Source organism: Paenibacillus polymyxa (assembly GCF_018614975.1).
GTDB lineage: Bacteria > Bacillota > Bacilli > Paenibacillales > Paenibacillaceae > Paenibacillus > Paenibacillus polymyxa_E.
On sequence record NZ_JAGGNR010000021.1, the window covers coordinates 67,984 to 82,654 of the forward strand.

Genomic DNA, 14,671 nt, shown 5'->3' on the forward strand with positions numbered 1-14,671 from the left:
TTCATTCAACTCCCGTAACCATATTTATAGAGTAGCCGGACCAGAACCCGAAAACCGTGCATGAGGTCTGCTTCAGCTGTATATTCAAGTGGATTATGACTAATACCGTCATGACTCGGCACAAAGATCATGGCTGTTGGGCAAGCCGGCTGAAAAATCTGCGAATCATGTCCCGCGCCGCTTGGCATAAGCCCAAAGGACAACTGCTCCTGCTCACAAGTATCCTGAATGTCTGAGATCATCTCGGCATTCATAGGAATGGGCGTCACCGACAGATGTTCTTCCCAGTCCAATCCGAGCTGCTGCGCGGCTGCGATTTGACTAAAAGCCTGAAGCATATCCTGCCAGCAGCGATCAATACTCTCCTGTCGGATATGGCGGATATCCAATGAAAATACCGCCCGGGCTGCAACCACATTCCCAACACCCGGATCAGCTGTGATTCGCCCAACCGTGGCTACCAGTGGTTCTCCAGCTTTCAATGCGATATTCCTTACCGCAGCAATCATCTCGGCCGCTCCTGCAAGTGCGTCCTTGCGCCAGGACATCGGCGTCGTTCCCGCGTGATTCGCTTCACCGCTTACGGTAATACTGAACCGCTTCTGACCTACAATGTCGGATACAACTCCTATCGAATGTCCGAGACGTTCCAGAACCTGACCTTGCTCAATGTGAAGCTCAATAAAGGCACCATAATTTTTTGCGGCGGGTCTATATGCACTATCGGGTCCAAAACCCGCATCGCGGATCGCTTGTGCAAAGGTAATGCCGTCTTGATCCTTCAAATGCTCTACGTCTTCGAGAACTGTCATTCCTGTTATACTGCGCGAACCCCAATACGCAAAAGGGAATCGGCTTCCTTCTTCCTCACATAGGGATACCACTTGAAGTGTGCGCTTCGGTGCTCCAAATTGCTTCTGTAGATACGCCAATGCAAGGACTCCCGCCACCACACCGTAAGCACCATCATATTTGCCTCCATACACCACAGTATCAATATGCGATCCGGTCACAATCGGTAATTCTTCAGCACCAGTCGCTGATTCCTTACCCTCGCTCTTGAGTGTGCCATACAGATTACCGGACTGGTCAAATTCGGGAAACAGCCCTTTCTCCTGCATCTTGGCTGCGAGGGCATGCTGTGCTTCACACCAAGCCGAGTCATACAACAGTCGTGTGACGCCGCCCTGTGCATCCGCACCATATGTCGACAGCCAGTCAAGCATGGCTTGCAGCTCCACCTGTTCCACATCCGGTAGAGGAAGTGGGGCATTATTTGTACCGGATGACCGGTATACTCCAGACTCCGTCATAGCGTCTCCTCCGTTCCCGCTTTGATGGGACTAGAAGAGTAAGCCTTAATGTGTTGCCCGAGAGGCACAGGAGATAATCCGGATTCCGAGTTGTGAACACGCTGCCCACGGCAAAATACGTCTGCAATCTGACAGTTAAATGTACGTCCCACATAAGGACTCTGTTTATGCGTATAATGAAGATCCTCCGTATTTAGGGTTGTGCTTTTCTCCCAGTCAATCAGGACGAGATCGGCATCCTTACCAATTGCAATCTCTCCTTTGCTCTCCAGACCAAGCCTTCTGGCAGGTTGCAGAGAGAGCACTCTTCCGAGCAACGGGAGGTCGATCTTACGCTGAAGATGTCCATCCTCCAGCATGATTAACAATGTGCTTTGCGCACCGGATATACCGCCCCAGATTTCGAAGAAGTTATCCGATTGTTTCATGGATGGCGGACATGGAGAATGGTCTGAGGCAATAACATCAATCAATCCCGAAGTCAGAGCATCCCATAACTGCTCCTGTTCGGAAGAGCTGCGAAGCGGTGGAGCACATTTCGCTACAGCACCCAAACAGACCACATCCTGATCGGTAAGCGTCAGATAATGAGGGCATGTCTCCGAAGTGACATCCTGCCCACGCCGTTTGGCTTCCGCAATCAGATCGAGTGCTTCCCGAGTGCTAATATGTACAAAATGAAGCGCACACCCGGTCTGTTCACCGTATTTCAATGCTCGCGCAACCGCAACGACTTCCGCTTCAACAGGACGGGACCGGACATAGTCCATCGGTTCAATCTTTCCCTCTGCAATGCTTTTCACGCCGAGTTCGGCAACCATGCCTTCGTCCTCTGCATGAAGTGCCAGCACACGGTTTAATGTTGCAATTTCATGCATCCCGTCCAGCAGTGTACGGTCATCAGCTCTCGCAAAAATATCTACCCCTTCTCCACCCGGCTCGGACATAAATGCCTTGAATCCGGCAGCACCCAACCCTGCCAGTGGAGCGAGTTCATCGCGATTGCCGGGAACCAAACCTCCCCAGAACGCATAATCAACATACGATTGGTCTTCCGCTGCTTTCATTTTCATTTCCCATGCTTCCGGTCTTGTGGTTGGTGGTACACCGTTAAGTGGCATATCGACATAGGTCGTGATTCCCCCTGCGGCAAGGGCTGCCGAACCCGATCGGAATCCCTCCCAACTGGCGAGTCCAGGTTCATTAAAGTGTACATGAATGTCTACAACACCCGGCATCACAGTATGCCCCTCAGCTTCTATGATGCGAGTCGCTTCGCCAGCGGTCAGCCGCGTGGATAATTCTGTTATTTTTTCACCAGTAATGCCAATATCCAGTTGCTCTACCCGATCTCTCAGCACCACCCGGCCCCCCCGGATGATGGTATCAAATGTTGTCATGTGGATGACCCTCCCCTGAATCAGAACCAGATGTGTGCATGTTCAGCTTCCCCGGTATGTACTGTAACCTCCTGGAGCAATCAATAATGGAATATGATAATGGCTTGATGCATCGGATACGGCAAAACGAATCGGAACAATCGTCCATAATGCCTGGCCCAGCTCCTCCAACGAACGCTGTGCGTAATAACTCTCGACATGAAATTGAAGCTCATATATGGCTGACTCCAACTTGCCTCCATCCAGCAGCGGTGCATCCAAACGTCCATCCGTATTGGTCACCGACTCAGCCACTTTTATCTTGCTTTCCTGTTCTCCATCCCTCTTCAGGGTATACAGCTCGATCCGAACACCCGCAGCAGGCACGCCTTTGGATGTATCCAGCACATGTGTTGTAATTCGTCCACCAGATATTGACATCAGACACCACCTTCTTTCCCGGAGTCAAGGCCGTCTGTTCCCAGATCATCCCTTGTCATCGAGAAACCCTGGAATCCGTATGGCGGTCTCGGCTCGGTAAACACTTTGCCTTCTCCCTCTTTCACTTCCTCCATCACCGTCTCCCAAGTCCGATTGTTGGATTCAAATGAAACCTCACTCAGCTGTTCAAATCGAATTAGCAATCTTCGTCCAATCTGGTAGATCAGATGTTGAATGGAAGCGGATCGACACTCATGAAATACCGCAGCAGCCAAATCTCTGACCTGTTCCGCCGCTACATACCGTCCACGCTGATCATCCATGCCATCTTTCGGATCCTCATAACGCCAATTGATGTTCAGGAAAATAAATAACGGTCGATCCCATGTCTCTGGAAGAGTGGTATATTCATCCTGCATAAATCCGGCAAATTCACTGCCCTTGACCTTGATCAATCTCAGATCGGCTACACCACTGAAATGGTTGCTTAGTTCAATCGAGTCTCCTGATCGTTCTGCTTCCACGGCAGCTGTCGCACGATCATTCTGCGAATAACGAAATACGAGCGCACTCGGTCGATAACTTCCTTCTAAACCAATAGGTATATCTTCAAAAGGAATTTGGTCCGCTGTCATCTGAACCTTGCTCATCTGCGGATACGTCTCCAGGAAACGCCGACTTACCAGTGCAAGAAATCCTTCCACCGTTGCCCCTGTGTAATCCGCTGCATGTTTGAGAATAAAATTTTTCATCGAATCGGTTGCGACCACGAGCGAATTATCCCCTTCTGCAAAAGAAGGCAAGAATTCATCACCCTGCACAGCGACCTTAATGTTTAATCCAAACAGAATATTGCTGCGTCCCATGAACGGAGATTCCGGAATGGACTGTATACCCGTTAACGGTTTGGCGTAGGAACGGTACATCCACACATCCCCTTTACCATAATACATAGTCCGCTGCTGCACTGCGGCTGGCTTGCTCACGAACTCATGTTCATGACCGATCTGTGCAAGCCACTGCTCCAAACGAATGCCCGCTATCTTGAATACTTCTTTCATTGCAGTCTCGAATTCTTCTTCCTTGCCTCGGCGATGACGTTGCCTCATGGATTCGAGGATGGAGCTTGCGGTATGGCCTTTAACGGCCAATATGAAAGGAAAGCCAAATTGGCTTGTATATGCTTTGTTTAGTTGTTGAAGTTCGTTGTATTGCTCCTGTGAGAGTGAATCAAGCCCTGCACCAGCTTGCTCCTGAACGGAGTTGCTGCTCATGCTGATTCGCGCTCCAAGATCCGGGTGATTTCGAAGCAACTGCAACTTCACCTGGTCATCCGATGCCTGAACCACGTTTTTCATCACTTTCATCATCTGCTCAAATGAATCGAAAGGTCGTAAAAGCCCGGCCCGCTCAGCCACCCATGGTGATTCCTCAAATAAGCCGCCAAACGTATGGACAAACTGCGTGATAGACCAGTTGTTAACAAGTTTAATTAAGTCGCTCATGTTAGAACCTCCGGTCTGTTGTGGATTATTGTTCTTCATTCTAAGTGTCGTTCGATGTCGCGACAACAATATTTACGCAATTTTGTAATATAACATAACATCAGAGTTGTGATTTGTTTGCTGTGCACGGGAAGATCAGCTTTTGCTGTCCTTAAACATGAAAAAACCGCACTCCATCAAGGGAATGCGGTTCTTAGGGATCTCCCCCCGTAGCATTGTCATCTTGCACAATGTCCGGTTTAGAGTTGGACATTGTGCGGTCTTGCAGTTGCTTTGTCCCGTACAAACTTGCGGAAGGTGAATACCAGCTTTAATTTAAGCAGATCATTCGTTTTCTTAAAGTCCATTTGCAGCAAGCTGCCAACTTTCTCCATCCGATAGGTGACCGTGTTGCGGTGCACAAACAGTTGCTTGGCAGCTTCATTAATGAGTCCGTCATTCTCAATAAAGGACTCCAATGTATTCATCAGCACCTGATTGGGATCGCCATCCCTGGCAAGTAACGGTTCAAGTACTTTATTACAGTAGTTCTCCATAATGTTATCCGGTACATGTTGGAACACATAGGCAAATTCCAGCATCTCAAATTGCAGTGCACGATCTTTCATCCCGAACCGACGAGCCAATTGTCGTGTATCCAGGCACTCCTGGTACGCTTCACGTAGCGATTTGGGCTCATGCTTCATTTTGCTGATCCAGAAACGCGGAGCAGGTGCCCCTTTCTCTTCTTGCGCTGCCAGAACATCACCGAACCGGTTCAAGAGAAAACCTGACAGCTCCTCTCCATAATCTCGCCCTGTTGGACAGGTATAGATGGACAGAATGCCATCTTCAATCTGAAAATGCTGTGAGGCTGTGAATTGCATCAGCGGATTGTACTGCAATTCGCGATGAATCTGTTTAAGCAGCTTTCCCTCGGCAAACAGAGTCGGCTCAAGTGTAATCAATACGCACTGATAAGTTCCCTGGAACAGATGTACACCTTTGTTTTCACTCAAAGTGGTCAATTCCTGGATGGTCATTTTGTTATCCAGATACTGTGAAAGCAGTGTACGCATCTCATCTTGCACAGTCGGATTAATATGCTCGCGATAAGTCATATCCATATAAAATGCCAGTACATCGGCAGCCTGCTGGAACAGCTCTTCCTCTGCTCGAAGGGATAAGGCTGAATCGGTAAACACAAGCAACGATCCATATTCTTCATCATTTTGCTTGATGGGTACGCGATGACAACTACCCTGATTCCATTTCACTCGGTGCATGACGGATTTCCAAGGCCAACCCTGTGTTACCGCATCCCCTGCAATGCCTTCACTGCCATAAAGCACATGCCCCCGAGAACCAATGACGGCAAGCGGATAGTTCAGCACCGTGGCAAGTTCGGCAAACACATTCCGATGTGGCTGCTGTTGCAGTGCAAACTGCATTAATTTTTTCTGTTTTTGCACAACCTCATGCAGCAATCGGTTACTACGTTCATGTTCAGCTTTGAATAAGGCATTCATCTGGTCCGAGAAGGTGAATTGAAAAGGAAGTTCAAGCAGCGGCAAACGAAGTCGATCCGCTTCCTCGACAATTCCTTGGGGAATGGACTGCCAGAAACGTCCCAGCTTGATGCCGAGTCCTGCACAGCCGCGTTCATTCAAGCGCCTCATCAAACGCAGTGCATCTGTCTCACTGTCTTTCATAATAAAAGCAGTAGTGAACAGCATTTCACCGGATTTGATCCAATCCGCGATATCAGGAGCGTCCATGACATTAACGGATTTCATCATCCGTGAAGTCCCTTCTCCACCCGCAACCAGTTTTGCCTCTGATAACGGGTATACCTGTAAAGCCTCTTTAACCGTAAGTTGCATGGACACTACCTCCCATATATATAACACAAAAATATGTTATTCTCGTTACTTCAGACTCCAATCTGGATCATATTTCTTAATATTTTATTATTCATACGTTTAACCTTTATTCGTTGTTAAGTATTATAACATCAAAATTCATATTAAAGCTTACACGACAAAAAATAATACCTATGACCTAATTAACGAGCACACCTTACTGTCAATGAGCAGGAATATTCGAATCATCCCATACCGACCGCAACAGGAATAGTTGTTACTAACAAGGTGCATAGAATCATCAGATGGTGGAAAATATACACCTTTAGATAAGTCACCCAATTAAGTAAGGATCAATGAATTAACTATCACAATGGAGGGTTCATATGTTTCGACATCAAAAAGAGTTGCAATATGAGGTAAAGGTAAATCGCCCCGATCCTACGTTTGCACGCCAGGTGCAAGAGGTATTGGGAGGACAGTTTGGAGAAATGACAGTAATGATGCAATATCTCTTCCAGGGCTTCAACTGTCGAGGCGGAGAGAAATACAAAGATATGCTTATGGATATTGGCACGGAAGAGATTGGCCATGTCGAAATGCTCTGTGCATTGATTAGTCAGCTACTGGATGGCGCTACGCCTGCTGAACAGCAAAAAGCAGCTGAGGATCCTGTTACATCTGCCATTATGGGCGGTATTAACCCTCAACACCTGATTGTAAGCGGGCTGGGTGGTCTACCAACCAACTCTAACGGCGTACCTTGGAATGGTTCATACATTGTGGCAAGTGGCAACCTTCTTGCAGATATGCGGTCTAACCTGCATGCCGAAAGTCAGGGGCGACTTCAAGTGGCTAGATTGTATCATATGACGACCGATGAAGGCGTTCGTGCAACTTTCCGTAAAATGCTGGCACGAGACCGGTATCATCAATATCAATGGATGGCAGCCATCCAGGAGCTGGAGGAAAAAAACGGAGTTGTGGTACCGGCTTCCTTCCCGCCAGAAGCAGAGCAGGAAGCTCAGCCTGAAGCCTATCAGTTCTGGAACCTCTCTGAGGGAACTGAGTCAGGTGAAGGTTTATGGGCCACAGGAAGCGCACCCGATGGTACCGGAGACTACGTGTATATATCCAATCCTGTTCCAAAAGGACAGATTTACGAACCCCTCATCCCGGCCACTGAACTTCACCATGATCTGGATGATAAGTCGAGTGATAAATAAGTATGAATCCATCAAAAAACGACTCAGTTTCTGTTTCTGAACTGAGTCGTTTTTTGATGTTTTTTATTATGGATTATTGTTTTTTTTGGCCATTCTTTTCTTCATAAGAATAACTGCGAACAGTAATAGAGGCAGAATTATTTGGAACACTGGCGAAGAATAAACCAAAGCAACGCCTCGCCCTACCTCAATATGTTCCGTAAAAGTGGGAGATATGAAAGACACCCCCAACAGGACGATCCCCACTGGTAAAATCCACTTCCTGTAGCCTATACTCGTTATTCTTTCCAGTCCGATCACTGCCCCGTGAAAAAATGCGGCCATTTTAATCCCCATCCCCAAAAATAAAAGCAGAGTGAACAAAGCATCCATCCGCTCAAATACCTCGGTCATTTCAATCAATTGCACAGTTTGCAAAAGCGGGAGAGTGCTTAACATTGCGACCTGGGGACCCATGACAAAAATGATGAGTTGATTAATACCTGTTAAAGCGATAGCGGTGATGATATAGGTAATGATCACTGCTTTATGTAGGCCCTTCCCATTTCGTGCATAAGGGTAAAAGACCAAAAATAAGACAACCTGTCCGAATGGAAACGAAACAATATTCGGAAATGCAGCCTTGAAGACCGGATCCCAACCATTCTCCAAAACCGGTAAACTTAGATCTGTATGTAATAATCCAGTAGATGGAATTAAAATACAGATCAATGTATAACCCAGAATCATAACAGGGAACAGTATCATGCACATGAGGAACAATACACGATATCCATAACGTACGGTATTGGAAACGACAAGAAGTGTAATTAGACTGGTAATCATGATTGGAGTTTGATTCAATAGTGTCAATTCGGTGACTTCATTCAGATCCCGCAAATTTCGGGAAGCTTCGTAGGTGAAGTAACCTACAAATGAAAGGTTTAAAGTAGTACCCAGAATTTTCCCCATATAGCGCCGAAACAGAAGGAACAGATCTAATTCAGGGTCTTGATCATGAATCGCCAAATGAAGAAGTAATAACAACAGTCCGGCAAGGGCCCCCGCCAGCATGGCTAACCATGCATCCTGCTTGGCCTCCCCGCCCATAAGAAACAGGGTTGTGCTTCCAACTTCAAACAGGGAGAAACAAACAGCCAATTCGGATACACGAAGAGCTTTGCCTGCATTCATAATTATACATCTCCTTGCTGTTAGTGTTCCCCTTCATTTTCCTTATGAAGCAACCGACCAAAAGAGTTCTGAAGCAAGCCTACTCGTTGTATTGTAAAATCGACATTTATGTGGATGTCCATCTGTGCCAACTCCTGTGGCCATGTATTCTCTATTTTTTTCCAGTATTTCGGATCACGTTGATGTATTTTGTTGGCAATTCCCATCGGATCAACTCGGAGCCTCTGGCTTGCGTTCCAACCAGTCAAGATCTGCGATTTGATCACGCGCGCTCCCTCAAGCTGCATTTTCTGGATGTTATGCGTACTTTCGAGATCTTTTTGGGAAGTACTCTCATCCAGCTCAGCGTTTGCTTTTACATTGACTTGAACACTGTAATGCTGACCCGACTTGATTGGCATAACCTTGACGTTTGCTTTTCGGACCAAAAAATTGTTTACCTCACCGTTCTCACCTGTATAACTCAAGCTTGTCCTGTGTACTTGATCCGTTAGCCATGAAACGCCCATACTTTCACTTTGATTCATTATTCCGATTTCCTTGTCTTTATAAAAGATACTTAATCCCTCAAGCTTCAACTTGGCAGGTGTAGATGTCTGCTTATATATGTTAATGGACTCTAGTTTGCCCGTCTCTTTGCCTTTAACCGTGAGGATGGGGATTCCGGCGGTCCCACTATCTGAAGTGATTTTCAAAGCAATTTCATGAAGGTTCATGACAGCATAATAAGATCCTCTCTCATTGCTTCGTTCTAAAATCTCGGATAGGGCCAGACCAGGCTGTTTCTCTGGTGGAACCAGTTTCTTGAGGTAATTTTTGGCCTCTCCATCTGTAATAATAACCTTTACCGTCTCGCGAGCGTTAACATTACGATAAAAATTGTCCATAATTTCTGCAATTCCATATTTTGCAGCTTCATCCCCGATTAAAATCACGTTGGTATGAGCAAAGTATACTTTTTTCGGATTCTCCAAACTGCTTCTCGTTAAAGCTTCTTTAATGGTCTTCCCGTAAGCTGAAAAGATAGTTACAGGCGTCTGGGATCCCCCCATTGCTCCAGTTGCAGTATTTGCCGGAGGCACAATGATCTGATATGAAATGCACCAATTTCCATTCTTTCTGTCAAATCCTGTGGCAGTCGTAACGCCCAAGTCATTCAATTCTGTGCGATTGCCGCTGCACCCTGAAATAGACACCGCTGAAACAAATAGTATCAATAGCACGAAACCACATCGAATCACAGGATCTCCTCCTTTATTCATTAGTATCAGATTCATTGATACGGTCGATCATATTGTTGGACCCTGAAGGATATTGATTGGCAGCTTGCCTTGTTTTGTTTGATCCCGCTTTCTCATTAGGTCTGGTCTTCATTGCCCACCAAGGCACCCTCAAGATCAGATCTTTCATGTTCGACTTGTAAAATGGACTATATGGCATTAAATAATCAACGCCGAATGACTTTAGTGAAACCAGGTGAGCCAACAGAGGGATTGCTCCTGCCAGTATTCCGTATAAACCAAGGGTACCTGCCAGCACCATGAATGGAAAACGTATTAACCGTACTGCGGTGGCCATGCTAAAATATGGAATAACAAAGTTGGATATCGCCGTGAAGGACACCACAATAACCATCGCTCCCGAGATTAGCCCTGCTTCTACCGCTGCTTGACCGATAACCAATGCACCAACAATAGAAATCGCGGGTCCAATTGCTCGTGGCATACGAACACCGGCCTCCCGAATAACCTCAAATGTAAGTTCCATCAGCAAGGCTTCAAGTAACGCAGGTAAAGGGACACCTTCCCGCTGAGCGGCCAGAGTGACCAGTAAGATGGTGGGAATCATTTCTTGTTGGAAGGTAGTTAAAGCGACATAAAGGGACGGCAGCAATAATGAGACAAAAAAAGACATCATTCGAACAACTCTCAATAAAGTTGAGATATCATATCGCTGGTAATAATCTTCTGTAGTTTGAAAAAAATTAAAAAAAGTTACTGGAGCAATGAGAGCAAACGGCGTTCCATCCACTAAAATGGCTACTTGCCCTTCGAGCAGGCTGCCTGACACAGTATCAGGACGCTCTGTGTTAATCATGGTCGGAAAAGGGCTGAGCGGCGCGTCCTGAATGAATTCTTCAATATAGCCACTTTCAAGTATACTGTCTGTACGGATCGCATTCAGTCTCTTCGTAACTTCTTCTACCACCCCTGGCTTGACAATACCTTGAATATAAGCCACTGCTACTGAGGTTTGAGTGTACTCTCCAATCGTGTGCATTTGAAATTTCAGATCTGGTGTCCGTATTCTGCGCCGAATCAAAGTCATATTGGTAGAAATTTCCTCCGTAAATCCTTCCTTTGGCCCCCTGACCACCGTTTGGGATGTAGGCTCCTCCACTGACCTTCTTGCTCCCCCAAACATGGGCACTGCTAATACACTTTGAACACCGTCAATCAATATAACTACATTGCCGTTTAATATCGCTTGATAGACATGCTGTATGGAATCCACATTTTCAATACTTCCTGCAGGTAGTATTTTTCGTACGGATACATCCGCAGGCTGCTCTTTGAATGGTGGAGATGCATTCACATATTGAATGATATTTCCTATAAAATCCGATATCAAGACAGGATCTGTTAAACCTTCCATGTAACAGATGGCTATTGCTGTCCCTTGTGCAGCAGTTTCAGAGAAATCACGAACTACAAAATCAGGACTGTTTTCAAATGCTTCTTTAATAGAATTAAGATTATTTTGAAGGGAATAATCCAACTTTTCAGAATACTTGGTTTGTTTTTGACCAGCTTCTCCCTCCTTCTGAGGTTGAAATGCCTTTTTAATCCACCGGAACATCACGGAGTCACCTCCATTATTTTCTTTTAATATGGATCATAACGAGTGAAAATATGTGAAAAAATAAAACACGGTTAGTAATTCCGGAATTCCCGCTACACTAACGGTGAGTTATCTCGATGTGACCCCTCAAAAGGACGTTTATTCACACAAAAAAAGACCTGCATATGCAATATGCAAGTCGTCTCTTTCTCGATTTAGGCGGTTTCGTATTCGTAATAACTGAATGAGTTCAGGCCTTTGGAGCGATCATTTTGGCTGGATCGACATATTGATCAAATTGCTCTTCGGTCAGCAGGCCCGTTTGTAACGTTGCCTGTTTCAAAGACAAGCCCTCTTTATGTGCAAGCTTTGCAATTTTGGCTGCATTCTCATAACCAATATGCGGGTTGAGCGCTGTAACCAGCATAAGCGAGTTGTTCAGATTATGTTCAATCTGATCCAGATTAGGCTCAATACCTACGGCACACTTGTCATTAAACGCAATAATGGAGTCCGCCAGCAGTTGCACGGATTGCAAAAAGTTATAGATGATAACCGGTTTGAATACATTCAGTTCAAAATTACCCTGACTTGCTGCGAAACCAATCGCTGCATCATTACCCATGACCTGTGTAACCACCATAGTAATGGCCTCGCTCTGAGTTGGGTTGACTTTACCCGGCATAATGGAGCTGCCTGGCTCATTCTCAGGAATACGGATCTCGCCCAATCCACTACGAGGACCACTGGCCAACCAGCGGACATCATTGGCAATTTTCATCAAATCAGCTGCAAGCGCTTTAACCGCACCGTGCGCATACACAACTTCATCATGACTTGTAAGTGCGTGGAATTTGTTTGGTGCAGATACAAAATCTTTCCCCGTATGTTTGCCAATCTCCTTGGCAGTGAAGTCCCCAAAGTCCGGATGTGCATTAATGCCCGTTCCGACAGCTGTACCTCCGATCGCAAGCTCCTTCAGGTACTGTACACTTTCACGGATCATACGCTCACTCTTGCCCAGCATGGCTTCCCAACCACTGATCTCCTGACCAAGCGTAATTGGTGTTGCATCCTGGAGGTGGGTACGTCCAATCTTGATAATATCCTTGAATGCCTCCGACTTGTCAGCAAAAGTGGCTTTTAATACCGCAATGGCCGGCAAGAGTTGATCCTCAACAGCCAGAACACCTGCGACATGCAGAGCCGTTGGGAATGTATCGTTGGAGCTCTGGGACATGTTCACGTCATCATTCGGATGCAGACGCTCTTCCTTGCCCTTTTGCTCCAGCAGTTGGTTCCCCAGATTCGCAATCACTTCGTTCACGTTCATATTGGATTGTGTTCCGCTTCCCGTCTGCCATACGACCAGTGGGAAATGGTCATCAATTCGGCCTGCAATAATCTCGTCTGCTGCATAAGCGATGGCATCGGACTTAGCCGCAGATAATTTACCTAATTTATGGTTACTGGCCGCAGCACTTTTTTTCAAAATGGCAAGGGCACGGATAACTTCCATCGGCATATGTTCACTGCCAATCGGGAAGTTCTCCTTGCTGCGCTGCGTCTGAGCTCCCCACAGCCTGTCGGCTGGTACTTTCATTTCGCCTAACGTATCTCTCTCAATGCGGTATTCCACTTGCTTGTCCTCCTCCAAAAAGATGGTTTGGGTCTCTACAAAGCTTGTGTATCTCGTCATATTATACATGATTTACGAGCAGGTTTTCACCTTTTCGACAAAATTGTAAGCGTAGCGCAAAACGAGCGTGAATTATTTTTGTGGCGCAATTGGATACAATCGGCTGCTCTGTTCGAATAGTTCACCTGGTTCCAGACCGATCAATCCGATTTCTTCCGCCGGGATGCCTTCAACATTCGGGGCATTAACCAGGTTCATCTGTGGTTCAGGACAGAAGAATTCGCCACCCATGTTATTGTTCCAGATCATCCAGTGTTTGTATGATGTACCCACATCATATACCAGTTTGTCTCCAGTACGGTGATCCGTAAGTTCCATATAGTTACGTCCATTCTGAGGCTCTGCGGTGTAATGATTATCCATCGCAGCAAAGAACGGACTAACCCCGTCTTTCTTCAATTGTTCTTCCTCAGGTGTAAGCGGTTGATATTGTCCTGTTGGCAGAGAACGCTCATTCAATTCCCGTCGTTGTCCAATGGTAACTTTGGCCGTGTAATCCGAGGCTTGACTATCCGGTGCAAATGGTACAGCGATCGCGGTGTGGAATGCAAACAGATTAGGCATGTATTCCTTCCCGTTGTTGCGTACGATCAATTGCTGCTGTAATCCCTGGCTACTCAGAGAGTAACGAAGCGTTACTGTGAACGTAAACGGCAGGTACTGATGGAATGTATGTCCTTCTTTCACGTCCTGGCTAAGCAACACATAGCTCTCCAGCGGATCAGAACCGTATCCCTCGACCTTCCACTCGGCATCATGCAAAAATCCATGCAAATGGTTACCGGTAGCCGGTTCGTTCACAGGCAAATGGTAGACTTTACCATTCCAGGGGAAACGTCCATCCTCATAACGGTTTGGTGGTGAAAGAATCGGAATACCATAGACCGCAGGTGCAGCCATAAATTCATCCATCTGATCCTGGTTCGGCTCTCTCAAGTAACGGAAACCCTTTTCTGTATCACGGAAAGCAACGAGGTTGGCACCCACGCTTGGAATAACTGCCGCTTCAAACTGATTAAAACGAAGCCAAATGGCTGGTATCCCTCCAAATTGTTCTTCGAATGCTGCATTTTGCTGTGTCATTGTTATATGTACCTCCTGCATACTAAGGTTATATTATACGGCTCGACTATATCATGCCCGAGCGCAAAATACCAATCTATGATAGAGAACAAATTCATGATTGAGCCACAAAAAAGACAGGAAAAAGACAGCTGCAATCCACTGCGGCTGTCTCTGCTGCCTTTTCTTAT

Annotated in this window: 11 protein-coding genes; 1 reads left to right on the plus strand and 10 read right to left on the minus strand. The window is 46.3% G+C overall.

The window, feature by feature from the left end:
• Positions 1–5: 5 nt before the first annotated feature.
• From J7E78_RS18495 to J7E78_RS18515, 5 genes are all read right to left on the minus strand, one after another.
• A complete protein-coding gene (locus J7E78_RS18495; protein ID WP_215077657.1) occupies positions 6–1,313 on the minus strand; it encodes a Zn-dependent hydrolase in 1,308 nt (435 codons plus the stop codon).
• A complete protein-coding gene (allB, locus tag J7E78_RS18500; protein WP_215077658.1) occupies positions 1,310–2,713 on the minus strand; it encodes an allantoinase AllB in 1,404 nt (467 codons plus the stop codon). The genes J7E78_RS18495 and allB overlap by 4 nt, the downstream gene beginning before the upstream one ends.
• A 42-nt stretch (positions 2,714–2,755) precedes the next feature.
• A complete protein-coding gene (gene uraH / locus J7E78_RS18505; RefSeq protein WP_215077659.1) occupies positions 2,756–3,133 on the minus strand; it encodes a hydroxyisourate hydrolase in 378 nt (125 codons plus the stop codon).
• Positions 3,133–4,638 (minus strand): factor-independent urate hydroxylase, encoded by a 1,506-nt coding sequence (pucL, locus tag J7E78_RS18510; RefSeq protein WP_215077660.1) that lies wholly within the window; start codon positions 4,636–4,638, stop codon positions 3,133–3,135. Before pucL ends, uraH begins: the two co-directional genes overlap by 1 nt.
• Before the next feature lie 239 nt (positions 4,639–4,877).
• Positions 4,878–6,500, minus strand: a complete 1,623-nt coding sequence (locus J7E78_RS18515) for a PucR family transcriptional regulator (RefSeq protein ID WP_215077661.1) — start codon at positions 6,498–6,500, stop codon at positions 4,878–4,880.
• 365 nt (positions 6,501–6,865) lie between these two features.
• Here J7E78_RS18515 and J7E78_RS18520 point away from each other — a divergent pair, with 365 nt between their 5' ends.
• Positions 6,866–7,705 carry a manganese catalase gene (locus tag J7E78_RS18520; protein ID WP_215077662.1) on the plus strand — a complete coding sequence of 280 codons (840 nt, stop codon included), beginning with the start codon at positions 6,866–6,868 and terminating at the stop codon, positions 7,703–7,705.
• A gap of 66 nt (positions 7,706–7,771) precedes the next feature.
• On the opposite strand, the gene J7E78_RS18525 is transcribed toward J7E78_RS18520, so the two are convergent.
• The 5 genes from J7E78_RS18525 to J7E78_RS18545 form a co-directional block, all read right to left on the minus strand.
• Positions 7,772–8,878, minus strand: a complete 1,107-nt coding sequence (locus tag J7E78_RS18525) for a GerAB/ArcD/ProY family transporter (RefSeq protein ID WP_215077663.1) — start codon at positions 8,876–8,878, stop codon at positions 7,772–7,774.
• Positions 8,879–8,898: 20 nt separating this feature from the next.
• Positions 8,899–10,119: a Ger(x)C family spore germination protein gene (locus J7E78_RS18530; protein ID WP_215077664.1), complete on the minus strand. Its 1,221-nt coding sequence runs from the start codon at positions 10,117–10,119 to the stop codon at positions 8,899–8,901.
• Positions 10,120–10,132: 13 nt separating this feature from the next.
• Positions 10,133–11,740 (minus strand): spore germination protein, encoded by a 1,608-nt coding sequence (locus tag J7E78_RS18535; RefSeq protein WP_397330594.1) that lies wholly within the window; start codon positions 11,738–11,740, stop codon positions 10,133–10,135.
• A 229-nt stretch (positions 11,741–11,969) separates the two neighbouring features.
• The gene (gene fumC / locus J7E78_RS18540; RefSeq protein ID WP_074095411.1) at positions 11,970–13,358 is read right to left on the minus strand and encodes a class II fumarate hydratase; all 1,389 of its coding nucleotides are present in this window, start codon (positions 13,356–13,358) and stop codon (positions 11,970–11,972) included.
• 132 nt (positions 13,359–13,490) lie between these two features.
• On the minus strand, positions 13,491–14,501 hold the full coding sequence (locus tag J7E78_RS18545; RefSeq protein ID WP_215077666.1) for an aldose 1-epimerase: 1,011 nt from the start codon (positions 14,499–14,501) through the stop codon (positions 13,491–13,493).
• Positions 14,502–14,671 lie beyond the last annotated feature (170 nt).

What these genes read in the sequence shown, in the direction of transcription:
- J7E78_RS18495 (WP_215077657.1), bottom strand. Translation starts at nt 1,313, where the DNA reads ATGACGGAGTCTGGAGTATACCGGTCATCCGGTACAAATAATGCCCCA.
- J7E78_RS18525 (WP_215077663.1), bottom strand. Translation starts at nt 8,878, where the DNA reads ATGAATGCAGGCAAAGCTCTTCGTGTATCCGAATTGGCTGTTTGTTTC.
- pucL (WP_215077660.1), bottom strand. Translation starts at nt 4,638, where the DNA reads ATGAGCGACTTAATTAAACTTGTTAACAACTGGTCTATCACGCAGTTT.
- J7E78_RS18545 (WP_215077666.1), bottom strand. Translation starts at nt 14,501, where the DNA reads ATGACACAGCAAAATGCAGCATTCGAAGAACAATTTGGAGGGATACCA.
- J7E78_RS18520 (WP_215077662.1), top strand. Translation starts at nt 6,866, where the DNA reads ATGTTTCGACATCAAAAAGAGTTGCAATATGAGGTAAAGGTAAATCGC.
- uraH (WP_215077659.1), bottom strand. Translation starts at nt 3,133, where the DNA reads ATGTCAATATCTGGTGGACGAATTACAACACATGTGCTGGATACATCC.
- J7E78_RS18515 (WP_215077661.1), bottom strand. Translation starts at nt 6,500, where the DNA reads ATGCAACTTACGGTTAAAGAGGCTTTACAGGTATACCCGTTATCAGAG.
- allB (WP_215077658.1), bottom strand. Translation starts at nt 2,713, where the DNA reads ATGACAACATTTGATACCATCATCCGGGGGGGCCGGGTGGTGCTGAGA.